This window comes from Amycolatopsis sp. NPDC028719, from assembly GCF_055565395.1.
Genome location: NZ_JBVHUL010000004.1, coordinates 202,840 through 228,167, shown reverse-complemented (window position 1 = coordinate 228,167; position 25,328 = coordinate 202,840). Strand labels below are relative to the sequence as shown.

Here is a 25,328-nt window from a genome sequence, read left to right as displayed (position 1 = left end):
AACCTTCTCATTGGCTACTGAGTGAGAACCTTCTCAGTCGGTGGTAGCCTCAGTCAAGGGATTCGTCCCGAACGGTTTTCGCCGATGGGGGAGGCGCGCAGGTGACGACGCACGAGGCTTCGCTGATCGAGGTCGCCCGGCTGGCGGAGGTGTCGACGGCGACGGCGGGGCGCGCGCTCGGCGGGTACGGGAAGGTCAGCGAGCGGACGCGGGAACGCGTGCTGGCGGCGGCGGCCGAGCTCGGGTACCGCCCGAACAGCCTCGCCCGCAGCATGGTGACCGGCAGCACGCACACGATCGGCGTCGTGGTGACCGACGTGGCGAACCCGTTCTTCGCCACCGCGTTGCGCGGCATCACCGACGTGACGTCGCCGGCCGGGTTCGAAGTGCTGCTGGCCAACACCGGCGGCGAGCTGGCGGCCGAGCAGCGGGCCGTCACCGTCATGTCGGAGAAGCGGGTGGACGGCATGATCGTCGCGGCCGCCCGGCCCGGCGAGGCGGCGCACCTCAAGCACGCGATGGGCGCCGGGGTCCCGATCGTCCTGATCGACCGGCAGGTCAGCGGCGTGCCGGACGCCGACAGCATCACCGTGGACAACGACCGCGCCGCGGCGGAGGCCGTGGAGCACCTGCTGGAGCTGGGGCACCGCCGGATCGGCGTGATCACCGAGGCGGGCGACCAGCTGGCGCGGGTGCGGTCGGGCACCCGGCGGCGCGGCCTGTTCCCCAGCGCCGTGCGCCTGCGCGGGTACGTGACCGCGCTGGGCGCGGCGGGCCTGCCGGTGGACGAAACCCTGGTGGCGTCGGCCCGGTACGACCGCGAGTCCGCCTACGACGCGATGAACCGCCTGCTCGACCTGCCCGAGCCCCCGTCGGCCGTGCTGTGCACCGACAACGTCCTGGCCTCCGGCGCCTACCGGGCCGCGCAGGACCGCGGACTGCGCATGCCGGCGGAGGTGTCCCTGATCGGTTTCGACGACGAGCCGTGGACGACGCTGGTGCGCCCGGAGCTGACGGTCGTCGAACAACCCACCTACGACCTGGGCGCTCGCGCGGGGCAGCACCTGCTGGACCGCATCACCGCCGGCGACACCCCGCGCCGCCCGCAGCACATCCAGCTGAGCGCGAAGCTCGTGGCGCGCAGCTCGACCGTGCCGCGGTAGGGGAGAGGCCGGAGTTCTCCCGTGTCCGACTTACGCCGCTAGACGGCGTAATTTCGCTCAAACGCGACATACTTTCGTTGACTTAATGCAAAAGTCGTCCTTACGCTCACCGGGCGTCAGGTACAGAGCCTGGCTCTTCCCCCGAGGAGCAACGATGCTTCTGGCTGTCCGCGAACGATGCCGCCGGGCGCTTCTGGTGGTAACAGTCCTGTTCACAGCCCTTTCGGCGGTCGTCGTCACACCCGCTCACGCCGCCGTGCCCCCTCAAGAGCCAGGCGTGACCCTTCGGGTGTTCGACATGCAGACCGAGCTGAGCAAGCTGTGCACCATCAAGCCCGGGTTGACCCCCAACGTCGACAAGCTGATGCCGACGATCAACTGGACCAGCACCGCGGACTTCGGTGTCGACGACTTCCTGGTGTCGGAGGTGACCGGCAACATCTCCATCGCGACCGCCGGCACCCACCAGTTCCGGCTGACCAGCGATGACGGCTCCCGGCTGCGCATCGACGGCCAGGTGGTGATCACCAACGACGGCTTGCACGGGGCCACCGCGGTGACCGGCTCGATCCCGCTGACCACCGGGTACCACGCGCTGCGGATCGAGCACTTCGACAACGCCGGTGACCAGCAGATCACGCTCGAATGGCAGCCTCCCGGCTCGTCGGCCTTCGCGGTGGTGCCCAACTCGGTGCTCAGCACCGACGCCGGGGTGGTCCGGGTGACCTCGCCGGGCAAGAAGGAGTGCGAAAGCACCGCCGACTCCCCGGGCGACGGCCTGCCGCTGACCGGCGTCCACCCCGGCTTCACGCTGACGAACCTGCGCCCCGACGGCTTCCAGCCGCAGGTGACCGGGATGGACTGGCTGCCGGACGGCCGCCTCGCCATCACGACCTGGGGTGGTTCGGACAAGACCGCCGGGGAGGTCCAGCTGATCAGCAACGCCACCGGCACCACGGACCCGTCCCGGGTCCGGACGCAGCGGATCGCCAGTGGCCTGAAGGAACCGATGGGCGTCAAGTACGTCGACGGCAAGCTGTACGTGTCGGAGAAGACGCGGCTCGTCGAACTGAACGACACCAACGGCGACGGCGTGACCGACGTCTACCGGACGGTGGCGACCTGGCCGTTCGGCGGCAACTTCCACGAGTTCGCGTTCGGCCTGCTGTACAAGGACGGGTTCTTCTACGTCAACCTGTCGGTGGCGATCGACCTCGGCGGGGCGACCACCAATCCGCAGCCCGCACCGGGCCGAGGTGTCACCATCAAGGTCGACAAGAACACCGGCGCCGTCTCGACCATCGCCGGCGGCCTGCGCACCCCGCACGGCATCGGCTGGGGACCGGAAGGCGACGTCTTCGTCACCGACAACCAGGGCGGCTGGCTGCCCGCGAACAAGCTCGTGCGCATCAAGCAGAACCGGTTCTTCAACCACTACACGAACCCGGCGGGCCCGTTCGACGCGCAGCCGGTGACCGCGCCGGTGGTGTGGTTGCCGCACAACGAAATCGCCAACTCGCCCAGCAACCCGGTCCAGCTGACCCAGGGCACCTTCGCCGGCCAGCTGGTCTACGGTGACGTGACCTACGGTGGCCTGCAACGGGTCTACCTGGAGAAGGTCAACGGCGAGTACCAGGGCGCGGTCTTCCGCATGACCCAGGGCCTCGAGTCCGGGGTCAGCCGGATCAGCCTCGGCCCGGACGGCGCCATCTACACCGGCGGCATCGACGGAGGCGGCAACTGGGGGCAGCCGGGCAAGCTCGCCTACGGCCTGCAGAAGCTGACTCCCAACGGCGCCAACACCTTCGACATGCTCGCCATGCGGGCGGTCCCGGGCGGCTTCGAAGTCGAATACACGCAGCCGCTGTCCGCCGCGACGGCACAGGACCTGAGCACCAAGTACCAGGTCTCGCAATGGCGTTACGCGCCGACGGCCGCGTACGGCGGGCCCAAGGTCGACGAGCAGACCCTCACCGTGACCGGCGCGACGGTGTCCGCCGACCGCAAGAAGGTCACCTTGCAGATCTCCGGCCTGCTGGCCGGGCGGGTCGTCCACGTCCGGTCGCCTCGGCCGTTCGCGTCCGAATCCGGCACGCCGTTGTGGAGCACGGAAGCGTGGTACACCCTCAACTCGACGGTGGGTGGTCCGCCCGCCGGCCTGACCTACGAAGCGGAGCGCGCGACGCTGAGCGGCGGCGCGGGCGTCAACACCGACCACACGGGCTACGAAGCCACCGGATTCGTCGACGGGTACTGGACCCAGGGCGCCGCCACGACGTTCGCGGTGAACGTGCCCACGGCCGGGAACTACAACGTCGGCCTGCGGTACGCGAACGGCCCGAATCCCAGTGCCGGGACGAAGTCCGTGAGCGTCTACGTCAACGGCACGAAGGTCCGGCAGACCCGGCTGGCCAGTACGACGACGTGGGACAGCTGGGCGCGCCAGCCGGAAGTGCTGCCGCTGACGGCGGGGGCGAACTCGATCTCCTACCGGTTCGACAGCGGCGACGCCGGCAACGTCAACCTCGACAACATCACCGTCACCGCGGCCACCCGGATCCCGTTGTTCACCGGAACCGACCTGAACGCCTGGGAGCTCCGCTCCGGCGGAGCGGCGCCGTGGCCGGTCGCCGGCGGCTCGATGGAGTCCCTCGGCGGAGACATCCGGACCCGGCAGAAGTTCGGTGACTTCAAGCTGCACGTCGAGTGGTACGAGCCGAACTACCCGTCGACCGTGACCGGGCAGGCGCGCGGCAACAGCGGCGTGTACCTGCAGGACCGCTACGAGGTCCAGGTGCTCGACTCCTTCGGTGACACGACCCTCGCCAACGACGAGGCCGGCGCGATCTACACGCAGAAAGCACCGGACGTGAACGCCGCGACAGCGCCGCTGACGTGGCAGACCTACGACGTCACGTTCCGCGCGGCACGCTTCGACAGTGCCGGGACGAAAACCGACAACGCCAGGGTGACGGTCGTCTGGAACGGCGTGACCGTCCACAACGACGTCGCCATCACCGGCTCGACCGGAGCCGGCGACCCGGAAGGCCCCGCCCTCGGCGCGATCCGGCTGCAGGACCACGGTGATGCCGGGGAGAACGTGCGGTTCCGCACCATCTGGATAGAACCGATCAGCTGACGACCGTCCGGCGGGGCTCGTTCACCGAGCCCCGCCGGCGTTCGGCGTCCTCGGCGAGAAGCAGGTAGGCGCCCGCCGTCCAGGTGTACGCGCGGTCGCGCAGTCCTTCGCCGGTCAAGGCGTCGAAGTTCTCGGCGAAGCCCGACTTCTCGCAGGTCGTGCGGAACCGGGCGCTCACCTGCTCGGCGAGGTCCCGGGCGCCGCCACGGCGGAGACCGTCCTCGATCAGGACCGTGGCCGGCGCCCAGACCGGGCCTCGCCAGTATCCGTCCGCTTCGTAGTACGGCGAGGTGGGCAGTTCCGTGGCCGGCCCCACCGCGGTCAGGTGCCGGGCGATGCCGTCGCACAGCCGCTCGAAGACCTCGGGCGGCAGGTGCTCGCCCAGCACGACCGGCATCAGCTCGAGCAGGCTGGATCCGCTGCGGAGCGTTCCGCTGACCACCCCGCGGCTGACGAACCGGGTGCCGTCCCACAGCCGGTCCAGCATCGCCGCCAGCAGGCCGTCGGCCTGCTCGTCCCACGACTGCGCCGGCTCGCCGACTTCGGCGGCGAGCCGGGCCAGCTCCTTCAGCTGCAGAACCAGGAACGCGGCGAGATCGGCCGACTGGACGAGGCGTTCTTCGCGGAACACCGTGGCGTTGTCCCAGCCGCTGTCGTTGCCGTGTTCGTAGTAGGGCAACGCGTGCCCGGGGGGCCGCCGGTGGTCGAGCCAGAACCGCGTCCACGCCGAGAGCTGCCGGTACGTCTTTTCAGCCTCGGGTACCTCGCCGCCGAAGCGGTCCCGCAGCCGGCTCAGGGCCCACCCGTGGATGGGCGGCTTGACGAAGTTGCGCAGCGTCTCCGAGTGGGTGATGGAGTCCGGCAGGGCCCCCTGCTCGTCCTGGTGGTCGAACACCACCTGGAACTGGTCCCAGGCGAGCTCGGGGGCGCCGGAGGCCAGCGCGAGCGCGGTGAAGCAGTGGTCCCAGCTCCACACCTTGTCCATCCAGTGCTTCGACATCAGCACCGCCGGCCGGGTGATGAACCCGGCGGGCCGGACCGTGGCCGACCAGATCACGTAGCAGGCCAGCTCGGCGGCCGGGGTCCGCTCGCCGCGCCACGGCGCCACGGCGTCGGCGAACCGGGCGAAGTCGTCCGCCGAGGCGGTGACCGCTTCGGCAAGGCCCGGCTCGGCCGGGTGCGGCGGCGAAGTGGTGATCTCCTCGATCACCAGCTCCCACGGATCCCCGTCTTCGCCGGCGGCGACCAGCCGTTCGGCCGTCCCGAGCGCCTGCTCGCCCGACCGGCGCTCCTGTCCGGAAAGGACGGTGACGCGGAACCGGTGCCCGGTCTCGTAGGAGGTGAACACGGCACCGCCGGCCGGATCGGGATAGAGGTACGTGCCGGTGAAGGGCGTCAACGTCGGCTCGGTCGCGCTGATCCGCACTCCCAGCCCGGTTCCCGCGAGGTGCAGGGTGCCCGGCGACCCGAACGCCGCGGTGATCCGCCCGGCACCGGCGTTCCAGGTGAGCTTCGCCGGCTTCGCGGTGATCGAAGCGGAGACGCGGGCACCGTCGGCGACGGGCACGATCGACAGCACCGCGTGCATCCCGTTGCGGTGGGACACCAGGTGGACGTCGTCGCTGTAGGTCGCGAGGCCCACGACGGGCGAGAGGCCGAACCAGGCGCCGAACCGGCTGAAGGGGATCTCCCGCACCGAAAACTCGGGGGCCACAGTGGACTTCCTTTCAGTCTTTGACGGCGCCGGTGGTGATGCCCGCGGCGACGAAGCGCTGCGCGACCACGAGGAGCACGGTCGCGGGGATCGACGCGACCACGGCCGTGGCCATGATCGAGTTCCACTCCTGGTTGTTGTTGCCGATGTAGCGGTAGATGCCGAGGGTGAGCGGCTGCAGCCGGCCACCGGCGTCCAACGTGGCCGCGAAGACGAAGTCCGACCAGGCCCACAGGAACGAGAACAGCGCCGCGGTGACCAGCCCGTTGCGGCTGGCCGGCAGGACGACGGAGGCGAACGTCCGCCAGGGCCCGGCGCCGTCGATCCGGGCCGCCTGCAGCAGTTCGTCCGGGACGGCCGCCATGAACGAGGTGAGGATCAGCACCGCGAACGGCACGGCGATGGTCGAGTCGGCGAAGATGAGGCCCCAGACCGAGTTGGTGATGCCGAGGCCGACGTAGATGCCGTAGAACCCCAGCGCCATGATGATGCCGGGGATCATCTGCGCGACGAGCAGGACGAACGCGAGCGGGCCGCGGCCGCGGGGCCGGAGCTTGGCCAGCGAGTACGCCGCGGGCGCGGCCAGCACCAGGGTGAGCACCACCGTGCCCAGCGCGATGAGCAGGCTCGTGCCGAAGTACGGCAGTTGCTCGCGCAGGACCCGCTCGTACCCCTCGGTGGTCGGGGACGCCGGGAACAGGCCGGGTGGCGACTTGCGCATGTCGCGCGCGGGCGTCAGCGAGACGGTGATCATCCAGTAGACCGGGAACAGCATCAGCGCGGTCAGCACCAAGCCGACCGCGGTCCGCCAGGCGGGGCGCTTCATGCCGGCTCCTGCCTGCGCTGCAACCGGATGTACAGCAACCCGGCGGCCAGCGCGAGGAGGATGAGCACGTTGCCCACGGCGGCGCTGGGCCCGAACCGGGGGAGCAGGCTGCCGAACCCGAGTTCGTAGGACCAGGTGGCCAGGGTGCTCGACGAGCCGCTCGGCCCGCCCTTGGTCATGATCCAGATGAGGTCGAACACCTTCAGCGTGTAGACGAGGCCGAGCAGCAGGGTGATGGCGGAAACCGGGCGCAGCAGGGGGAAGGTGATGTGGCGGAAGGCCTGCCAGCCGGTCGCCCCGTCCAGCGCCGCCGCCTCGTAGACGTCGCGGGGGATGTTCTGCAGCCCGCTGTAGAGCACGACGAGGTTGAACGGGATCCCGATCCAGATGTTGGCCGCGATGACCGACACGAGTGACCAGGACGGCGAGGTCAGCCAGTGGACCGGGCCGATCCCGACCAGCTCCAGCCCGGCGTTCACCAGGCCGGACTCACTGTTGAGCAACCAGGCCCACGTCGACGCCGACACGATGAGCGGCAAGAGCCAGGGCACCAGGAACAGGGCCCGCAGGGTCGCCGACAACCGGAACCCGCGGGCGAAGAACACCGCCATCGCCAAGCCGATCACGTACTGGAACGCCAGCGACGCCACCGTGAAGACCAGGGTGTTCACCAACGCGGTCCGGAACAGCGGGTCGCCGAACACCGTGGCGTAGTTGGCGAACCCGACCAGCGGCGCTCCACCGTGGACGAACGTGCGGACCGTGTAGCCGCGGATGCTCAGGTCGACGTTGGTGAGCAGCGGGTAGGCGTAGCACACCACCAGGTAGGCCACCAGCGGCACGAGGAACGCCCAGCCGACGACCTGGCGGCGCACCTCTCGCGAGCGCATCGGCACCTACTTCGCCGCGGCCTGCGCGTCCGCGAGCGCGGCTTGCGGTGTCTTGGCCCCGGTCAGCGCGGCCTGGACCGCGCCCCACAGGGGCTGCGAGATCCGCGGGTAGCGCGTGCCGAGGTCGTCCCCGGTGCGGCCCTTGGCCTTGTTCACCGCCTCCACCCAGACACCCAGCTCCGGCGTCTGCGCGACCTGTTGCCGCTGCACGGAGGGCACGGCCGAGACGTAGGTCAGGGCGGTGTCGGTCGCGAGCACCTTGTCCGGGTTGGTCAGGCACGCGACGATCCGCGCGGCCTTGGTCTCCTTGTCCTTGTCGTCCTGGGCCGTGACGGTGACGAACTCGCCGCCGGTGGGCGCCGGCGCCGTTCCCCCGGCCCGGGCGGGAATCGGGATGACGCCGTACTCGAAGCCGGCCTTCTTCGCGTTCTTCAGCTGCCAGGTGCCGTTTTCCGCGAACGCGTACTCGCCGGTGGCGAACTCCTGCCAGCTCGTGGTCTGGGTGTTGTTCACCACCGAGTTGGGGGCGTATCCCTTGTCCAGCCACGACTTCCACGCCTCGAGCGCGGCGGTGGCGGCTGGGGTGCCCAAGTCGGTCAGCGCCGCTCCGGCGCCCCAGAACCACGGCAGGAACTGGAACGTGCCCTCCTCGGTGCCGATCGCGGAGAACGTGATCCCCTTCTTGCCGGTCGCCTTCACCTTGGCCAGCGCGGCGTCGAGGGAGGCCCAGTCCTTGATCGCGGCCGGGTCGACGCCGGCCGCGGTGAGCACGGCCTTGTTGTAGTAGAGCGCGAGCGTGTTCGCCCCGATCGGCACGCCGTAGGTGTGGCCGCCGATCTGCCCGGCGCCCAGGAGGTTCGGGGACGCCTGGCCGGCGTCCAGCCCGACGTCCTGGTTCGCCTTCAGCACCCCGCCTTCGGCGAGCGTGCTCACCACCGGGTTGTCCAGCACCAGCACGTTGGGGGCGGTGCGCTGCTGGGCGGCGAGCAGGACCTTGTTGGTCAGGTCGGTCGTGTCGTAGGACTGGCGCTGGACCTGCACGCCCGCTTCCGTGCCGCACTTGCCGATCACCTGCGCCCACTCCGAGCTCGCGTCGAACTGCGGGTACGGATCCCACAGGGAGAACGGGCCGGATTCGCCGGAACCGCCGCCGTCGGACGACGGCGAGCACGCGGTCAGGGACGCGGCCAAGCCGAGCGCGGCCAGGGCGGCGGGGAGACGTCGGGAGCGGTGCATGGTGGTCCCTTCCTGCGGCTGCGGTGACGACTACATCGAACCGGTTCGATGCCAGAAGGCGACGTCAACGTAGCCTTCACGTCCTGGCCGCGCAAGTACGCGTTACGATCGTCGACGGATCGGTCGAACCGGTTCTCTGCGGAACGGAGAGGTGCGGATGAACATCGGGGAGATCGCCCGGCGCGCCGGGGTGTCGCGCAGCACGGTGTCCTACGCGCTCAGCGGGAAACGGCCGGTCTCCGCCGCGACCGTGCGGCGGATCAACGACGTGATCGCCGAGCTCGGCTACCGGCCCAACGCCAGCGCCCGCGCCCTCGCCGAAGGCCGCACCCGCACGTTCGGCCTGGTGATCCCGCCGGCGAGCGCCCGGCTGACCGACGCCCAGCTGGGCTTCGTGGCCAGCGTGGTCGAGGCGGCGGCGGTGCACGACCACGACGTGCTGCTCTCGCCGGGCGGGGGAGACCACAGCCGGTCCTTCGACCGGATCGTCACCGGCCGCCGGGTCGACGGGGTCATCCTGATGGAGATCCTCCTGGAAGACCCGCGGGTCGAGCGGCTCGGCCAGGCCGGCCTGCCGTTCGTCACCATCGGGCACACCGAGCACCCCGGCGCGTTGTGGTGGGTCGACGTCGACTACGCGGGGCTGATCAGCCGGTGCGTCCACCACCTGGCCGACCTCGGGCACCGGGACATCGTTCTGGTCAACCGCTCCGACGAGCTCGTCGCCGCGGGCTACGGCCCCGCCCTGCGGGCAGCCGCCGGATTCCGCGAGGCGGCCGGGGAACGCGGCCTCACCGCGCACCACGTGTGCTGCGCCGACGAGCCCGCCGCCGGCCTGACGTGCTTCGAGCGCATCCGGGCCGACTGGCCCGAGGTGACCGCCGTGGTGACCATCAACGAGGCCGCGCTGCCCGGGGTGCAGCGGGCACTGCTGCGGGCGGGCCTGGACGTGCCGCGGGACTTCTCGGTCACCGGCGTGCTCGCCGACCGGCTGGCGGAGGACTTCCACCCGCCGCTCACGGCGGCGGACGTGCCGGCCGGGGAAATGGCCCGGCTCGCCGTCGCGCTGCTGCTGGAGCAGATCGGGGACGCGTCGGCCACGCCGCGGCACGCTCTGCTCGAGCCCGCGATCTCCCTGCGGTCGAGCACCGGCGCGCGCCGGTAGCGCGGAACCGGTTCGACAAACTCTCTCTTGATTGACGGGCTCTTCTGCGCGTACTCTCGTCGTCGCATCGAACCGGTTCGAATTCCTTCCCGCCCGGTCCGTCCGGAGTGTCGATGGTTCAACGGCGAACATCCGCACCGCCGCCCAAGGCGGCCGCTCCACCTTTCCCCGCGTCGCCGCCGGTCGCCTCTCCGCTCGAGTCCGGGACGTCCCCACGTCCAAGGAGTCGCAAGTGGACACTGTCCGCACGCCCCGGCGACCGCGTCGCCGCCTCCTCACCCTCCTCACCGGAGGTGCCCTCGTCGCCGCCTCCCTGACCACGGTCACCACCCCGGCCCGCGCCGCCGACGAAGCCATCAGCGTCGACTTCTCCGTCGCGGGTGGCGCGCCGACCTACCGGGCTTCGGGCTGGATCTACGGGATGACCGAAGACGCGTCGGGGCCCGCCGACCACTTCTACCGCGACGTGCGGTTCCGCTCCATGCGCGCCGGGGGCGCGCAGCTCGACAGCCCGGGTGGCTGGGTGTCGGGCCGGTACGACCGCCGGTGGAACGCGACTCGCGCCCAGTTGCTGCGCACCCGGTCGCTCGGCGGCCAGTTCGTCCTGCTCGTCCACGACCTCTGGGGTGCCGACGGGTACCCGATCTCCCGTTTCCCCGGAGACAACGGCAACTGGAGCGACTACGACAGCTTCCTCACGCGGCTGATCGACGACGTGCGGGCGACGGGCGCCCCCGTCCAGTGGGACCTCTGGAACGAGCCGAACCTCGGGATCTTCTGGAACCGGCCGCAGGCGCAGTACTTCGAGCTGTGGCGCCGCACGTACCAGCGTGTCCGGGCGGCTTTCCCGGACCAGCTGATCGTCGGACCCAGCTTCGCCGGGGTCCCGTCGACCACGAACACCTGGTGGAACCAGTACCTCGACTTCGTGCGCGCGAACAACGTCGTCCCCGACGTCGTCAGCTGGCACTCCCTGCCCGGGGATCCCGTGGCCAACGTCGCGGCGGCGAACGCCACGCTCGACCCGCGCGGCATCCCGCACCTGAGGCCGTACCAGATCAACGAATACGGCGCCTCGAACGAACAGAACCCGGGCGACGGCTCCTGGTACATCGCGCGCCTGGAGCGGGCCGGTGCCGACGGCCTGCGCGCGAACTGGGCGAGCACCGGGAACCTGCACAACGACCTCGCCAACCTGCTCGTCCGCGATCCGGCCGGCCGGCACCTGCCGAAGGGCGAATGGTGGGTCTACCGCTTCTACGGGTCCCAGACCGGCCGGATCGTCTCCACGACACCGAGCCCGGCCTACGACGCGTTCGCCACGAAAGCCAGTGGCGCAGCGAAAATCCTGGTGGGCGGCGGTGGCACGACCGGTAACGTCCACGTGACGCTGAACCGGCTGGACACCACGAGCGGCGTCGTCCAGGACAACCGGGTGCGGGTGCTCGTCCAGCGCATTCCCTACCACGGCGGGGGCGCGGTCCAGGGACCGGTCACGGTGCAGAACACGGTGGTGAGCCTGTCCGGCAACGCGGCGACGGTCACCGTGCCGCACACCGCGATCGACGACGCCTTCACGATCACGCTGCTGCCGCCCTCGGACGCCGGCTTCCAGTCCGTCGCGGTCGCCCAGCATTCCCAGCAGTGCCTGGACAACACCAACCTGGCCACGGCCGACGGCAACGGGCAGCAGCAATACCCCTGCGAGGGCGGCGACCAGCAGCTCTGGAACTTCCGCCCGGTTTCCGGCGCGGCCGGCACGTTCACGGTGGTCAACCAGCAGACCGGCAAGTGCCTGGACGTCAGTGGCAGCTCCACCGCGGACGGCGCGGCCGTGCAGCAGTGGACCTGCCTCGGCGGAGCCGCGAACCAGCAGTTCACGCTGCGCAAGGTGACCTACGCCGGCAACGACGCCCACGACTACCAGCTGGTCGCCCGCCACAGCGGGAAATGTGTCGACGTGAACGCTGTCTCGACCGCGCCGGGTGCGGTGGTCCACCAGTGGACCTGCAAGCCGGCCACGCAGAGCAGCCCGCTCAACCAGACCTGGCGGCTCTGGGGCCGCTGACGCAGGCGGTTCCCGAGGTCCTCATACCCCGGTATGAGGACCTCGGGAACCCGCTCGTACCGCGGTCCGAAATCTGCGGTTTCAGCAGGTGAGTGCGCCATGATCCGGATTAGCGTCGCGGTATGGAAACGCGAACCCTGAACGGGAATCCCCCTGGCACGCTGGTCGCCGCCTTCTTCGGCTACCTCGTCTCCACCGTTTCGGCGCTCGTCGGCGCCGGGCTTCTGCTCGGTTACCGGGACGAGCTCGCCGACGCGGTGCGCACGGGCATGAACAACGGCGGAGCGCGCCTGACCGAAGAGCAGATCCAGCGTTCGGCGACCGTCGCGCAGGCCGTCGGCATCGGCGTGCTCGTCGTCCTCGCCCTGCTCTACCTGCTGCTGAGCTTCAAACTGAAGGCCGGCCGGAACTGGGCGAGGATCGTTCTCACGATCGTCACGCTGCTGCAGGTCGCTTCCCTCCTGGCGACCTCGGGAACCCCCGTCAACTACGTCAGCACGGCGATTTCGGTGCTGGCGCTGGTGCTGTCCTACCTGCCGCCTTCGAACGCCTATGTCGCGCAGGTGAAGCACAACCGGGTCTGAGTCTCCCCTAGTACTTTCGGCCGATGTCCGCACGGCGAAAACCCTCCGAAAGGCGTGGGCCATTTCGGGGGTCTTGACCCGGCGCCGGTTTCACCGCCAATGATCGCCCTACTGTGGCGGTGCTTCGTGATCTTGAACCGGAACCGAAGAGGGGAACCACCTTGCCCAACCGGACCAGATTCCTCGGCAAAACACTCGCGGCGGCGGGCACCGCGGCGGCGCTCGCGCTCGCCACGGCCATGCCCGCGGCCGCGGACACGCCCTCCACCGTCGAGCAGGACGTCGCGCAGCTGTACCAGGACGTCGTCGATCTCTACAACGGCCTGCCCGCGGACGCGCTGCGCGGCGTCGATCGGCTCATCGAGTCGCCGATCCCGCGGTTCGGCCCGCAGAGCCAGGCCGCCCAGGGCCCGATCCCGGGCTGCACCGACGGTTCACTGCTGACGTACGCGGACAAGCTCGCGTCCCAGCTGACCCCGCTCGAGAACCAGGCGTTCAACGCGCTGTCGGGGCTCAGCCAGCTCTACGTCCAGGGCGTCGCGTCCGACAAGACCCCGCAGGTCTTCGGCACCGACGGCCAGTACACCTCGCGGGCCACTGCCACGATCGACAAGCTGCGCGGCTTCTGGGACATCGAGAGCTGGAACATCCAGCTCGTCGCCTGGAAGGGCACCGACCTCGGCAGCCAGGCGAAGATGGCGCAGACCTTCAGCCTCGGCCTCGCACCGGCGAAGGTGAAGGCCGCGGCGGCGCTCGCCACCAAGGTGCTTTACGAAGTGCCGGCACTGCAGGGCGGCCGCCACCCGTTGCTGACGCTGAACGCGTTCTCGGCCCCGGCCGGCAGCCTCGGCGGCAAGCGCGTGGCCCTGGGCGACGGCCTGCTCGACACGGTCAACGTCCTCGGCTTCGACGAGGTCTCGGTGGAGTCGGTGGTCGGCCACGAGTACGGCCACCAGGTCGACTTCGCCCACGACAACTACCCGCCCAACGAGTCGTCCGAAATGGGCCCCGACGCTTACGGCGGCTACTTCGTCGCGCACGCCAAGGGTTTCGCGTGGAACGCCCGCACCCAGCAGGAGGTCACCTACCTGGACGCCTCCATCGGCGACTGCTACCACAGCCACGGAACCCCCGACCAGCGCAAGGCGGCGGGCGCATGGGGCGAGAAGCAGGCGACGAGCCAGGGCAACCCGAACCGGATCGTCCCGTCCGCCACGATGATCGACAAGTTCCAGAAGGTGTACCCGAAGCTGATGCCGCCGGCCGCCGACCAGCCGGCCGCGGCTGCGATGGCCGCCGCTCACGGCTGAGCCTCGGACCCCCGTCAGCGGGCCGTCTCCCGAAGCGAGGGAGGCGGCCCGCTTTCCGAGCGTTCCTTCCGTTCGGTGTACACCGGCGGAGTCATCACCCCACTCTGGTCACCTTCGCGTGGTTGGTGTTCCTCCAGGGCGGTCCCGGCGCGCCGTGCCCGGCACCGGACGCCGTGGGCAGCTGGTTGACCACCGCGCTCGAGGGCCACCGCGTCCTGCTGCTCGACCAACGCGGAGGCGGGCGCAGCACTCCTGTCACCGCGCGGACCGCGGCGGGCCGCAGTCCCGCGGAGCTCGCCGCGTACCTGCGCCACTTTCGCGCGGACAGCGTCGTCGCGGACGCCGAGATCCTGCGTGGGAAGCTGGCCGGCGGCGGCCGGTGGTCGATCCTGGGGCAGAGCTACGCCGAGCTGGTGCGGAAGAACGCCGCGTACTACGCGGAATACCCCGGGGACGTCCACGAAATCCGGCGCCTGGCAGCCCACCTCGAAGAGCACGACGTCCGGCTGCCCGGCGGCGACCGGCTGACCAGCCGCCGGTTGCGCCTGCTCGGCCGCAACCTCGGGATGAGCCACGGGTTCGAGCGCGTCCACAACATCGTCCGTCAAGCGTGGGACGGGGACGAGATTTCCGACACTTTGCGCCAGGCTTTCGTGGCCGAGACCGGCTTCGTCGACAGGCAGCTGTACGCCCTCCAGGAGTTCATTTACGCGGGTCCTGGACGGCCTACGGGCTGGGCCGCGCACCGCGCGCTCGCGAGGTTCGCGGAATTCGAGGCCGGCGCGGTCCCGTTGCTCCTGATCGGCGAGATGATCCACCCGTGGATGTTCGAGGAGTTCAGCGAACTCGCCCCTTTCGCGGAGGTGGCCGACTTGCTTGCCGGAACGACGGATTTCCCCGCTCTCTACGACCTCGATCGGTTGACCGCCAACGAGGTGCCTCTGGTCGCGCTGGTGTACGCCGGCGATCTCTACAGCCCGGTGGAATTGCAGTTGTGCACGACAGAAAAGGTGCGAAACACGCAGGTGCTGGTGACTGACGAATTCCACCACAACGGTCTGATGAGAAACGCCACCCTGCTGGAGCGCTTGCTGGCGATGGTGAAGGACGAGCCGCGCAACGGTGACCACGTCCGGCCGAAAGAGATCCCAGGAGCTTGAATGCCGAGCGACAGCCTTATCGTTACGTTGAGACCCTGTTGCAGGACGCCCTTACGGCCTGAATTCGGTGCCGACCCCCTCATCGAACCGATCGAGGTGCTGACCATGCCGACGAAAGCGCGAGGCAAGTGACCGACCACGACTCAAGGCGTTCGCCGACTCCCGGCCCTCTGCGCAATGCCGGGTTCCGGTGGTTCTTCCTGGGGCGCGTCGTCTCGCTCGCGGGCAGCTCCATGGCACCGGTCGCGCTCGCCTTCGCGGTGCTGGACGCGACGCACAGCGCGGGCGCGCTGGGCCTGATCCTGGCGGCGCGCAGCGTTCCGATGCTGCTCTTCCTGCTTGTCGGCGGCGTCGTCGCGGACCGGTTTTCCCGCCGAACGGTCTTGCTGGTGTCGAACTTCGGCGCGGCGTTGTCGCAGGGCCTCGCCGCCACCTTTTTCATCTCCGGGAACTTCCACCTTGCCGCCATCGTCGCCCTGGAGTTCGTGAACGGCACGCTGACGGCGTTCACCTCGCCCGCCCTGCGGGGAATCGTCCCCCAGCTGGTCGACGCCGACCAGCGGCAGCGGGCCAATTCGTTGCTGGGGTCGTCGAAGAACCTGATCTCGATCGTCGGGCCGTCGCTGGCGGGCGGGATCGTGATCGCCTTCGGCGGGGGCTGGGCGATGTGCATCGACGCCGTCAGCTACCTGATCGCGGCGTTCTGCCTGGCCAAGGTGTGCCTGCCGGAGCGGGTCACGAAGGGTTCGCCGGCGTTTTTCCGCGAGCTTCGCGACGGCTGGGTCGCATTCCGCTCGATGACTTGGGTCTGCGTCGTCGTGCTGGCTTTCGCCGCCACCAACTGTATCTACGTCGGCGTCTGGAGCGTGCTCGGGCCGACGATAGCCAGCACGTCCGTCGGCGCCGTGTTCTGGGGAACCGTGCTCAGCGCGCGGGCCGCGGGCATGCTGGCGGCGACCGCCGCGATGTACCGGGTCAAACGAGCGCGGTCCCTGGTGGTGGGCCTGCTGTGCTTCGCCACGGGCGCGCTTCCCATGATCGTGCTCGGCCTGCACGGCAGTGCCGCGTTGCTGATCGGTGTTGCCTTCGTCGCGGGTGTCGGACTCGGCGTCATGGCGATCACGTGGGAGACCTCGTTGCAGGATCACGTGCCGAACAAGATGCTTTCGAGGATCGCCGCGTACGACGACCTCGTTTCGTACGCGGCGATCCCCGTCGGCCAGCTCAGCGTCGCCCCCCTCGCCGGCGCGTTCGGCGAAACGCAAGCCATGGTGGTGGGCGGCATACTGTTCGGCCTCATCGCCACAGTGCCGATCTTTTCCAAAGCGGTCCGGCACCCGCAGGGGCCGGTACCGGCATTCGCGGAAACCTCCTGACAACGGCCCGCCGGCCGGCCCCGACCGACAAGCCGCTTCCTCGCACTCATGGATGCGCGCAACCAGCAGATCGTCGGCGGCGAAGCACGGCGCGCTTACGGCGGCGGCGTGCGAGCCTCGCCGGCCGGCCGGGCGCTGAGCTACGGCCGCAGAAGGAGCTTCCCGCCGGCGTGACCGCTCGCGCTCAGCTCCTGCGCCTTCGCGGCGTCCTCCAGCGGAAGGTTCTGCGCGATGCGCACCGTGAGCTTGCCGTCGGCGGCGAGGCGGGCGTACTCGCCGATTCGGGAACCGAACGGGGCGCCGGGGCCGGAGAAGGTGACGCCCAGCTCGGCGGCCTTCGGATCGGCGATGGTGATGAGCCGGTCGGTGCCGCCGAGCAGGTCGATCGACACCGCCAGGTCGCCTGCGCCCGCGGCGTCGTACACGGCGTCGATGCCCTGCGGTGCGGCCTCGCGGACCCGGTCGGCGAGGCCGGCGCCGTAGGCGACCGGGAGCGCGCCCAGCGAGCGCAGGTAGTCGTGGTTGCCGGGGGAGGCGGTGCCGATGACCGTGGCGCCGCGGGCGACCGCGAGCTGAACACCGACGGCGCCGGACACACCCGCGGCTCCGTGCAGCAGGAGCGTGTCGCCTTCCCCGACGCCGAGGGCGTCGAGCACGCGGATCGAGGTCTCGACGGCGACGGGCAGCGCCGCGGCGAGGTCCCAGTCGAGGTCTGCGGGCTTCGGGCCGAAGTCGACGGCCAGCGCGTGCTCGGCGTACGCGCCGGTGACGGTCCAGCCCAGGACCTCGTCACCCACCGCGACGCCGGTCACGCCTTCGCCGACCTCGTCGACGACGCCGGCCGCCTCCACGCCGGGGGTCACCGGGAACGGCGGCGTCACCTGCGGCCGCCACCCGTTGCGGATCTTGGAGTCGAGCGGGTTGACCCCTGCCGCCACGACCTTCAGCCGCACCTGGCCGGGTCCGGCGTGCGGCTCGTCGACCTCTTCGAGGCGGAGGACTTCCGGGCCGCCGAACTCGGTGTAGGTGATCGCCTTCATGTACTGCTCCAGTGCTCGTCGCGGTAGGTGAAAGATCAACTCGTGGGCGCGGTCCAGCCGGTGGATCGGATCCACCCGGCCAGGTCGAGGGTGGCCGGCTCGATCGCCCGCACCACCGCGAGATCCGACGGGTGTTCCGCCGCCTTCGCGAACTGGCGGAACACCGCCCTGTCGAGGTCGTTGGGAAGCACGCTCAACGGGAGGGCCTCGTACCGCGCCGGGAGCCCGGCGCGCGCGCCGAACGCCGCGGCGATCCGAGGACCCGTCAGCTCGTCGGCGACGAGCTCGACGGCTCCGCCGGGTGCCTCCGCGGTGCCGAGCAGGAGCGCGGCGGCGACCCGGCCGACGTCCCTGACCGAGATCATCTTCAGGGCGGCGTCCTCCGGCAGCGGCAGCCTCAGCACGATCTCTCCGTGTTCCAGGCTCGGTGCCATCTCCTCCATGAAGGGGGCCGGGCGGACCATCGCGGCCCGGAGGCCGGACTTCCTCAGGTGCTCCTCGATCGCGTGCTTCGAGTCGTGGTTCGGCACCCCCCGCTCCCGGTCCGCGCCGAAGACCGAGTTGAACACCACGTGCGGGACGCGTGCCGCGACCGCCGCGTCGACGAGCGCGGTGCCGATGCGGATCTCCGTCTCGACCTCTTCGAGGGTGTTCGCCTCCGGGGTCATGAAGGAGAACGCCTCGACCGCCGTCAGTGCGGCGGCCAGCGACGCCGGATCGTCGGTCTGGACGGCCGCCAGCTCGACGCCGCGGGCGGCCAGCGCCTGAGCCCGGTCGGATTGCGGGTTGCGGACCAGGGCCCGCACCGTGGCCTTGCGGTCCAGCAGCGCGTCGACCACCGCCCCGCCCTGTCGCCCCGTCGCGCCGAAGACCGCGATCGTGCCGGTCGTCCGGGTGCTCATCGCTGCCGGCCTTCACTGGCGGCCTCGACCTTGATCTGTTGTGCCATGTCTCCACGATGCGTCTGCGGCGCCAGGCTTACCACCGGTATCGCGCCAGGTTCTCCCGATAACCCGCCAGTGTCGGGTAACCTCGATCGCGTGTCCGACCCCAGCGGCGAGCCGAGCTTCTGCACCGACGATGCGCCGTTGTCGGCACCACTGGCCCATGGCGCCACCGTGGCCGCGCACTTCCACGACCACGGCCAGCTCCGCTACGCCGCGCGTGGGGCCCTGGTCACAGCGACCCAGGTGGGCACCTGGGTGGCGCCGGCCAGCCGGATCATGTGGGTGCCGCCCTTCGCGGTGCACAGCAGCAAGGCGTACGGCGAGACGGAGATCCAGGTGCTGTCGCTGCCCGTGACGCTGACCGGACAGCTGCCGGCCGAGCCGACGGTCTTCGTGGCCAGCGCGTTGCTGCGCGAGGCCTATCTGGCGCTGATGAGCGAGGGCGAGCCGCTGGAGAGCCCCCGTGCGCGGCTGCTGATCGACGTCGTACTCGCCGAGCTCGCCCGCGCCGCACCGGAGCCGCTGCGCCTCCCGGAGCCGAGCGACCGGCGTCTCAAGGCGGTCACCGACCTGCTCCACGTGGACCCGGCAAGCCCGGCGACCCTGGCCGAGCTGGGCCACCGCACCGGCGCCAGCGAACGCACCCTGAGCCGGCTGTTCGGCAGCGAGCTGTCGATGAGCTTCCACCAGTGGCGCACCCTGCTGCGCATCCAACGGGCGCTGATCGAGCTCGGCGACGGCGCCTCGGTCACCGCCACGGCGATCCGGCTGGGCTGGTCGAACCCCAGCAGCTTCATCGACGCCTTCACCGAGCTGGTCGGTCAGACCCCCGGGGGCTATCGCTCGTCGGCTCGGTCCGCCCGCGGCTCCCCTGGGTGAGAGGTTGGCGGGGTAGCCGTAGTTCCTGGCGGAACATCGGTGGCAGCCCCATGGTGCGGGATCCCACGCTGGACGGGTGACTTCCTCCGCCACCACCCAGAGCTCCTCGCCGGCGTCGGCGGCCTCGGCCGGTGCGACGCTGAGCGACCTCATCGTCCGGTCGCTGACGCGGCACAGCTCGTCGGAGGCGTTCGTCGCGGGCGACCGGCGACTGACCTACGCCCAGGTGCGCGACCTGGTCTCGCAGTACATGGGTGCGCTCGGCCGGCGCGGCGTCGGCCTGGGGGTGGGCGTCACCATGCTCAGCCAGAACACGCCCGAGTCCTGGATCGTGCAGGCTGCGACGTACCTCCTCGGAGGGCGCTTCACGGGACTCCAGGCCCTGGCCTCGGTGCAGGACCACATCGTGGTCTGCGAGGACGCGGAGGCAGCCGTGCTCGTGGTGTCGGCGTCTCTCGAGGAGCACGGCCGGCAGGTCCTGGACCAGGTTGACTCGGTGCGCCATCTGCTGGTGGTGCCGACCGGCGGGGGCCTGCCCGAGGGCGAGTCCTACGCCGCACGAGCGCTCGATGCCGGGCCGGCCACCGAGTCCGACATCGCGTGGCTGCAGTACACCGGCGGCACGACCGGTCGGCCCAAGGGCGTGATGCTGCCGCACCGGGCGATGGTGCAGACGGCGCTCTCGCACCTGGTGGACTTCGAGCAGCCGCACCTGCCGCGCTACCTGGCCGCGGCGCCGCTCACCCACGCCTCCGTGCTCAGCGTCGTCCCGACCCTGCTGGGCGGTGGGACGGTCGTCGTCGAGCAGGGCTTCGAGCCCGGCCGCTTCCTCGACGTGATCGAGGCGGAGCGCATCAACTGCCTCATCGGGATACCGACGATGATCTACGCGCTGCTCGACCACGCCCGGCCGGAGACCAGGGACCTGTCGAGCCTCGAGGTGATCTGGTACGCCACCGGGCCGATGTCGCCGGTGCGACTGGCCGAGGCGCGCGAGCGCATCGGGCCGGTCTTCTCCCAGCTCTACGGCCAGACCGAGTCGACCGGCATCGGGACCGTGCTGCCCAAGGCCGCTCACGAGACCGCCGACCTCGAGCGGCTCAGGTCCTGCGGCCGGCCGGTTCTCGGCAACCGCATCCGGCTGGTCGACGACGGCGGCCACGACGTGCCCGTGGGCGAGGTCGGCGAGATCGTCATGCGCAACCGCGGCGTCATGCTCGGCTACCGGAACCTGCCCGAACAGACCGCCGAGGCACTCAAGGACGGCTGGCTCCACACCGGCGACCTCGCTCGCCAGGATGACGAGGGCCTGCTCTACATCGTGGACCGCAAGAAGGACATGATCATCTCCGGCGGCTTCAACATCTACGCCAGCGAGGTCGAGGCGGCCCTGACCGGCCATCCGTCGGTGAGCTCGGCCGCGGTCATCGGCGTACCCGACGAGCGGTGGGGTGAGGTCGTCACCGCGTTCGTGGTGGCCCGCTCGGGGCAGGAGATCGACGGGCCCGCGCTCCGGGCCTTCGTCAAGCAGGTCAAGGGTTCGATGTACGCGCCCAAGGAGGTCGTGGTCGTCGACTCGCTGCCCCAGACGGCTGTCGGGAAGGTCGACAAGAAGTCACTGCGGGCTCCCTATTGGCGCGACTCGGCGCGCAACGTCCACTGACCCATCAGAGCCATCAGAGCCATCAGAGCCATCAGGCCTGCGGCATCGAGGAAAGGCGCTCTCGACGTTGAGCACAGACACGACCCCCCGCCTGATCGACTTCCACTCCCACTGGGGCACCGAACGAGGGTGGCGAGGCAGTCCGTATGAGACCGCGGCGGACCGCGAAGCATTGCGGGGCTACTTCAAGTGGGGCATGAGCTTCGTCAGCGACGAGGAGCAGGCCGAGCAGTTCCGTACGGCGAACGCCCGGGTGATGCTGGACTTCGCCTTCACCTACACGTTGGAGGTCGGCGCCGTCCGGGAGCAGCACGACTACGCCTTCGACTTCGCGCGCCGGCACCCCGACGTCGTCCTCGGCCACTGGATCGGCATCGATCCCACGCAGCCGGCCCACGTCAAGGAGCTGGAACGCTGCCTCGGCGACGGACCCGGGCTGATCGGACTGGCGGTGCACCCGTTCACACCGGCCGGCACGCCGGACGAGCCGGGCTGGGAGGCCTGCCTGAACCTGTGCCGCGAGGCCGGCCGTCCCGTCCTGGTGCACGTCGGGATGTCGGCGACCGGCGCCGGCACCCGCGGCGGCATGGGCATCACCCTGGAGGGCAGCCACCCGCGGTACGTCGATCGGGTGGCCGCGCGCCACCCGGACCTCAACGTGATCGCGGGCCGGGTGGCCTGGCCCTGGCAGTCGGAGATGATCGCGACGGCCCTGCACAAGGGGAACGTCTGGATGGAGCTCCACGGTTGGTCCCCGCGCTACTTCCCCGACGAGCTCAAGCGCGAGATCGGGAAGCGGCTGCGCAAGCGGGTCTTCTTCGGCGCCGACTACCCGATGCTCAGCCACGAGCGGCTGGTCGCCGAGTGGCGCGAGCTGGGCTATCCCGCTGACGTCCTCGACGACGTCTTCACGGGCAATGCCGAGGCCTTCCTCGCCGAGATCGGGGTGGCGTGATGGACCTGGGACTGACCGGCAAGGTCGCCATCGTCGGTGGCGGTAGCGACGGGCTCGGCTTCGCGATCGCCGAGCGCCTCCTGGCCGAGGGCGCCCACGTCGCCTTCTTCGCACGGCGCGCGGACAAGGTCGCCGCAGCGGAGAGGCAGCTCGCCGAGAGGTTCGGCGAGGAGCGGGTCCTCGGCCTGGCCGCCGACTGCTCGAGCGCCGCGGACCTGGAGAGCGTGACCGCCTCGACGCTGGAACGGTTCGGGGACGCCGTCCACGTGCTGGTGACCAACGACGGCGGACCGCCGATCCGGCGGATCTCCGAGCTCACCGACGAGGTCTGGCTGCAGGCCTTCGAACGGCACTTCTTCTACGTCGTCAGGTCCGTGCGGGCCACGCTGCCGCACATGACGGCCGAGGGCGGCAGCATCCTCAACGTCGTGTCGGCGGTCGCCCGGCGTCCCGCGGTCGGCATGGCCGCGCCGACGACGGTGTGGTCGGCGGTGATCGGCTACGCGCAGACCCTCGCACTCGAGGTCGGTGCGCAGAACATCAGCGTCAACACGCTGCTGGCCGGCTACTTCGACACGTCGCTGCTCGCCAAGACCATCGAGCGTCAGCCCGAGCTGTCCAAGGAGCGGCTGGGGAGCACGGCGCCGCTGGGACGCGTCGGCGCACCCCGGGAGTTCGCGGACCTCGTCGCCACGCTGGTCTCACCGGGCTCGAGGTTCGTGACCGGCACGGTGACCCCGGTCGACGGAGGCGCCAGCGTCGGGTTGGGCGCCAGTTTCGACTCCGCGGCTCCCGCGCCGGAGGGGGCCCGGTCGTGAGGTGGCCATCGGAGAAGACGTGGGCGGCCGCGTCAAGGGTCTCCGAAGGCCGGAGCCCGTCGTCCTCGGCCCGATCAACCCAGGCAAGGAGTACGTAGTGATTCACCACCTGCTGTTCTTCTGGTTCCGGAAGGACTCGCCGCAAGCGGAGGTGGAGGAGGTCCTGGAGGGTATCCGGAGTTTCGCCACCATCCCCGCCGTCAAGGACTTCTCGATCAGCGAGAATCGAGCTTTTCCGGAGTCGTCCGACCCGTTCACCCATGCTGCCATCCTTACGTTTGACGATTTGCAAGGCAGGAACGATTATCTCGCCGACGACCTGCACCAGTCCGTTCGGCACAAGGCGATGTCCGTGCTCGGTGAGTTGAAGACCATCAGCGTCGACACTGGCCGAGCAGCAGAACCTGCCACGCAAGACGAGCCAATCGAATCGCCGCGTGGCGCCTCAGCACAGCGGGACCTGGGCCGGGAGTCCCCGAGCATCGAGGACCTCGCAGCGCAACTTCACGATGCGGAGCTGACCCGCTGCACCATCCCACCGTTGTCGGAGCAAGTCCCGGGGCTCAGTGTCGCGGACTCCTACCGGATCCAGCAGCTGAATGTCTCTCGCCGCCTGCGGGATGGCGGTGTCATTGTCGGTCACAAGGTCGGCCTGACCTCCGTGGCCATGCAGGAACAACTCGGCGTCGACGAACCCGACTACGGGGTCCTTTTCGCCGACATGCTCGTAGACGACGGCCAACCGATCCCGGTATCCGGTCTGATCCAGCCGCGGGTCGAGGCGGAAGTGGCTTTCATCATGGCACGCGAACTGCGCGGACCAGGCGTTACGGAAGCTGACGCGCTCGAAGCGATCGTGGGCGCGCTTCCGGTGATCGAGGTGATCGACAGCCGCATCAGCGCGTGGAAGATCGGCTTGACCGACACGATCGCCGACAACGCATCTTGCGCGAAGGTTGTTCGCGGTGAAGTCGTGACGCCGATCGCGGAAATTGATCTCCGCACCATCGGAATGATCCTCACCGTCAACGGCGAGGTCGTATCAACGGCAGCCGGAGCTGCCGTGCTGGGGAACCCGATTCGCGGGCTGGTCTGGCTTGCCAACAAGCTGGCCGAGTTCGGAGTTTCATTGCAGCCGGGTGATCTCGTGCTTTCCGGCGCGCTCCACGCGTCCATTTCGGTGACCGAAGGAATGTCGGTTCACGCTGAGTTCGCGAACATCGGCGGGATCACAGCCGAATTCACTTCCTGACGGTGACCGGGACGCGCCACCATCATCGGCGACCGCTGGGACGGGCCCGCTAGGGCCCGCAGCCGCCGGCCAGTCCGGCGCCGCCGCCACGTCGGCGAGCAGGTCGGGCTGCCGGGGGCGACCGGCGGACCGGGGGCCGAGCAGGTCGTGGACGAACCCCAGGACGCCCGAGGCGCAAAGGGGGCATAGCGCGCAGTCGCTGCCGCCCCAGGGCTTCGGGCTGGGGCGCACCTGCTTCGGCGGCGGTCTCGACCAGGCGCCCGGCGAACTCCCGCTTGTGCCGCTCGACCGCCGCCGAGGCCTCGGGCAGCGTCCCGGCCGACTCGACGGCGGCGTTGCGCAGCGGGCAGCCGCGCACGACCTTCGCCGAGGGCGAGCCGGCCGGGCGTTCGGCGAACAACCGCAGGAGACGCTCCCGCGCGCCGAGGTCACGGCGCCCCAGAACGGTCTCGCCGACGATCGCCCCGTCGGACTCGATGCGCTGCAAATAGGTGCCGACCAGCGCTTCCTTGCTGGGGAAGTGCTGGAAGAGGGTCCGCGTCGACACGTGCGCCACGTCGGCCGCACCGCGCCGACGCCCGGCGCAACTTCGACGCCCTGGTCGCCGTCGTCCAGTACGGGCGCGGGCTCGACCACGCGGACCCGTGGGCGGCGCTGTCGGATTGGTTGAGAAGGTTCGTCACGCACCTGGCCACCAAGCATGTGCTCACCACGGTCCTCCCCCGCGAGTCCCCGGCGTACCTGCCCAGCCGGGAAGCGATCTACGGCGTCGCCGACCCGCTGTTCGAGCTGGCGCGGCGAACCGGGGTGGTGCGTGCCGACGTCATGCGCCTGGTGTTCGCGGTGACCGCCGGGATCTACGTCGACGACGCGCAGCGCGAGGCGCCATCGGGATCGTGCTCGACGGGATCCGCCCCGCGGCAAGCTGACGCCGGCGGTCAGCCGGCGACCGAGGCACCGCCGAGGGCAGCCGTGACGCTGCGAAGCGTGAAGCACTTTCTGTTCTTCTCACCGACGGCGACCAGCCAAGCGGCCGCCGACGCGTTCCTCGGCCGCCTCGTGGAACTCCAGCCGTGGGCCATCACGACACACGGCGCCGGTCCGCCGGCCCCCTCGGCCTCGTAGAACCAGCCTCGCAGCAAC

The 25,328-nt window shown here is 70.2% G+C and carries 21 protein-coding genes; 14 read left to right on the top strand and 7 right to left on the bottom strand.

Annotated elements, in window-relative coordinates:
• Positions 1-101 precede the first annotated feature (101 nt).
• Positions 102-1,163: a LacI family DNA-binding transcriptional regulator gene (locus ACZ4TR_RS19480; RefSeq protein ID WP_465288340.1), complete on the top strand. Its 1,062-nt coding sequence runs from the start codon at positions 102-104 to the stop codon at positions 1,161-1,163.
• Positions 1,164-1,317: 154 nt separating this feature from the next.
• The gene (locus ACZ4TR_RS19475) at positions 1,318-4,302 is read left to right on the top strand and encodes a 3-keto-alpha-glucoside-1,2-lyase-like domain-containing protein (RefSeq protein WP_465288339.1); all 2,985 of its coding nucleotides are present in this window, start codon (positions 1,318-1,320) and stop codon (positions 4,300-4,302) included.
• Here the strand turns inward: ACZ4TR_RS19475 and ACZ4TR_RS19470 are convergent.
• Genes ACZ4TR_RS19470 through ACZ4TR_RS19455 form a run of 4 tightly spaced genes read right to left on the bottom strand, consistent with a single transcriptional unit; the run spans position 4,295 to position 8,968 of the window.
• Positions 4,295-6,016 carry an amylo-alpha-1,6-glucosidase gene (locus ACZ4TR_RS19470; protein ID WP_465288338.1) on the bottom strand — a complete coding sequence of 574 codons (1,722 nt, stop codon included), beginning with the start codon at positions 6,014-6,016 and terminating at the stop codon, positions 4,295-4,297. The genes ACZ4TR_RS19475 and ACZ4TR_RS19470 overlap by 8 nt on opposite strands.
• A gap of 13 nt (positions 6,017-6,029) precedes the next feature.
• On the bottom strand, positions 6,030-6,842 hold the full coding sequence (locus ACZ4TR_RS19465; RefSeq protein ID WP_465288337.1) for a carbohydrate ABC transporter permease: 813 nt from the start codon (positions 6,840-6,842) through the stop codon (positions 6,030-6,032).
• A complete protein-coding gene (locus ACZ4TR_RS19460; protein WP_465288336.1) occupies positions 6,839-7,732 on the bottom strand; it encodes a carbohydrate ABC transporter permease in 894 nt (297 codons plus the stop codon). The genes ACZ4TR_RS19465 and ACZ4TR_RS19460 overlap by 4 nt, the downstream gene beginning before the upstream one ends.
• Positions 7,733-7,738: 6 nt before the next feature.
• The gene (locus ACZ4TR_RS19455; RefSeq protein ID WP_465288335.1) at positions 7,739-8,968 is read right to left on the bottom strand and encodes a sugar ABC transporter substrate-binding protein; all 1,230 of its coding nucleotides are present in this window, start codon (positions 8,966-8,968) and stop codon (positions 7,739-7,741) included.
• A 157-nt stretch (positions 8,969-9,125) separates the two neighbouring features.
• Between ACZ4TR_RS19455 and ACZ4TR_RS19450 the strand changes: the two genes are divergently transcribed.
• The 6 genes from ACZ4TR_RS19450 (at position 9,126) to ACZ4TR_RS19425 (ending at position 16,631) form a co-directional block, all read left to right on the top strand.
• A complete protein-coding gene (locus ACZ4TR_RS19450; RefSeq protein WP_364512294.1) occupies positions 9,126-10,133 on the top strand; it encodes a LacI family DNA-binding transcriptional regulator in 1,008 nt (335 codons plus the stop codon).
• Positions 10,134-10,365: 232 nt separating this feature from the next.
• On the top strand, positions 10,366-12,201 hold the full coding sequence (locus ACZ4TR_RS19445) for an RICIN domain-containing protein (protein ID WP_465288334.1): 1,836 nt from the start codon (positions 10,366-10,368) through the stop codon (positions 12,199-12,201).
• A gap of 122 nt (positions 12,202-12,323) precedes the next feature.
• Positions 12,324-12,785, top strand: coding sequence for a hypothetical protein (locus tag ACZ4TR_RS19440; protein WP_465288333.1), 462 nt, complete (start codon positions 12,324-12,326; stop codon positions 12,783-12,785).
• A 161-nt stretch (positions 12,786-12,946) separates the two neighbouring features.
• Positions 12,947-14,095, top strand: coding sequence for a M48 family metalloprotease (locus ACZ4TR_RS19435; protein WP_465288332.1), 1,149 nt, complete (start codon positions 12,947-12,949; stop codon positions 14,093-14,095).
• Positions 14,096-14,217: 122 nt separating this feature from the next.
• On the top strand, positions 14,218-15,255 hold the full coding sequence (locus ACZ4TR_RS19430; RefSeq protein WP_465288331.1) for an alpha/beta hydrolase: 1,038 nt from the start codon (positions 14,218-14,220) through the stop codon (positions 15,253-15,255).
• Positions 15,256-15,383: 128 nt separating this feature from the next.
• On the top strand, positions 15,384-16,631 hold the full coding sequence (locus tag ACZ4TR_RS19425; protein WP_465288330.1) for an MFS transporter: 1,248 nt from the start codon (positions 15,384-15,386) through the stop codon (positions 16,629-16,631).
• Between the two features lie 140 nt (positions 16,632-16,771).
• Here ACZ4TR_RS19425 and ACZ4TR_RS19420 read toward each other — a convergent pair whose 3' ends face one another.
• Positions 16,772-17,671: an NADP-dependent oxidoreductase gene (locus ACZ4TR_RS19420; protein ID WP_465288329.1), complete on the bottom strand. Its 900-nt coding sequence runs from the start codon at positions 17,669-17,671 to the stop codon at positions 16,772-16,774.
• A gap of 35 nt (positions 17,672-17,706) precedes the next feature.
• Entirely contained in the window at positions 17,707-18,573 is an 867-nt protein-coding gene (locus ACZ4TR_RS19415; protein WP_465288328.1) for an NmrA/HSCARG family protein, read from the bottom strand.
• A gap of 138 nt (positions 18,574-18,711) precedes the next feature.
• Between ACZ4TR_RS19415 and ACZ4TR_RS19410 the strand changes: the two genes are divergently transcribed.
• From ACZ4TR_RS19410 to ACZ4TR_RS19390, 5 genes are all read left to right on the top strand, one after another.
• Complete coding sequence (locus tag ACZ4TR_RS19410; RefSeq protein WP_465288327.1) at positions 18,712-19,497, top strand: helix-turn-helix domain-containing protein; 786 nt, start codon at positions 18,712-18,714, stop codon at positions 19,495-19,497.
• 76 nt (positions 19,498-19,573) lie between these two features.
• A complete protein-coding gene (locus ACZ4TR_RS19405) occupies positions 19,574-21,160 on the top strand; it encodes an AMP-binding protein (RefSeq protein WP_465288326.1) in 1,587 nt (528 codons plus the stop codon).
• Between the two features lie 196 nt (positions 21,161-21,356).
• Positions 21,357-22,115, top strand: a complete 759-nt coding sequence (locus tag ACZ4TR_RS19400) for an amidohydrolase family protein (protein ID WP_465288325.1) — start codon at positions 21,357-21,359, stop codon at positions 22,113-22,115.
• On the top strand, positions 22,115-22,933 hold the full coding sequence (locus ACZ4TR_RS19395; protein ID WP_465288324.1) for an SDR family oxidoreductase: 819 nt from the start codon (positions 22,115-22,117) through the stop codon (positions 22,931-22,933). Before ACZ4TR_RS19400 ends, ACZ4TR_RS19395 begins: the two co-directional genes overlap by 1 nt.
• A 97-nt stretch (positions 22,934-23,030) precedes the next feature.
• Entirely contained in the window at positions 23,031-24,185 is a 1,155-nt protein-coding gene (locus ACZ4TR_RS19390) for a fumarylacetoacetate hydrolase family protein (protein WP_465288323.1), read from the top strand.
• A gap of 49 nt (positions 24,186-24,234) precedes the next feature.
• Here ACZ4TR_RS19390 and ACZ4TR_RS19385 read toward each other — a convergent pair whose 3' ends face one another.
• Entirely contained in the window at positions 24,235-24,732 is a 498-nt protein-coding gene (locus ACZ4TR_RS19385) for a hypothetical protein (protein ID WP_465288322.1), read from the bottom strand.
• Between the two features lie 119 nt (positions 24,733-24,851).
• Here ACZ4TR_RS19385 and ACZ4TR_RS19380 point away from each other — a divergent pair, with 119 nt between their 5' ends.
• Positions 24,852-25,310, top strand: a complete 459-nt coding sequence (locus tag ACZ4TR_RS19380) for a hypothetical protein (protein WP_465288321.1) — start codon at positions 24,852-24,854, stop codon at positions 25,308-25,310.
• Positions 25,311-25,328 lie beyond the last annotated feature (18 nt).

What these genes read in the sequence shown, in the direction of transcription:
- ACZ4TR_RS19475 (WP_465288339.1), top strand. Translation starts at nt 1,318, where the DNA reads ATGCTTCTGGCTGTCCGCGAACGATGCCGCCGGGCGCTTCTGGTGGTA.
- ACZ4TR_RS19465 (WP_465288337.1), bottom strand. Translation starts at nt 6,842, where the DNA reads ATGAAGCGCCCCGCCTGGCGGACCGCGGTCGGCTTGGTGCTGACCGCG.
- ACZ4TR_RS19460 (WP_465288336.1), bottom strand. Translation starts at nt 7,732, where the DNA reads ATGCGCTCGCGAGAGGTGCGCCGCCAGGTCGTCGGCTGGGCGTTCCTC.
- ACZ4TR_RS19455 (WP_465288335.1), bottom strand. Translation starts at nt 8,968, where the DNA reads ATGCACCGCTCCCGACGTCTCCCCGCCGCCCTGGCCGCGCTCGGCTTG.
- ACZ4TR_RS19450 (WP_364512294.1), top strand. Translation starts at nt 9,126, where the DNA reads ATGAACATCGGGGAGATCGCCCGGCGCGCCGGGGTGTCGCGCAGCACG.
- ACZ4TR_RS19440 (WP_465288333.1), top strand. Translation starts at nt 12,324, where the DNA reads ATGGAAACGCGAACCCTGAACGGGAATCCCCCTGGCACGCTGGTCGCC.
- ACZ4TR_RS19420 (WP_465288329.1), bottom strand. Translation starts at nt 17,671, where the DNA reads ATGAAGGCGATCACCTACACCGAGTTCGGCGGCCCGGAAGTCCTCCGC.
- ACZ4TR_RS19415 (WP_465288328.1), bottom strand. Translation starts at nt 18,573, where the DNA reads ATGAGCACCCGGACGACCGGCACGATCGCGGTCTTCGGCGCGACGGGG.
- ACZ4TR_RS19400 (WP_465288325.1), top strand. Translation starts at nt 21,357, where the DNA reads ATGAGCTTCGTCAGCGACGAGGAGCAGGCCGAGCAGTTCCGTACGGCG.
- ACZ4TR_RS19395 (WP_465288324.1), top strand. Translation starts at nt 22,115, where the DNA reads ATGGACCTGGGACTGACCGGCAAGGTCGCCATCGTCGGTGGCGGTAGC.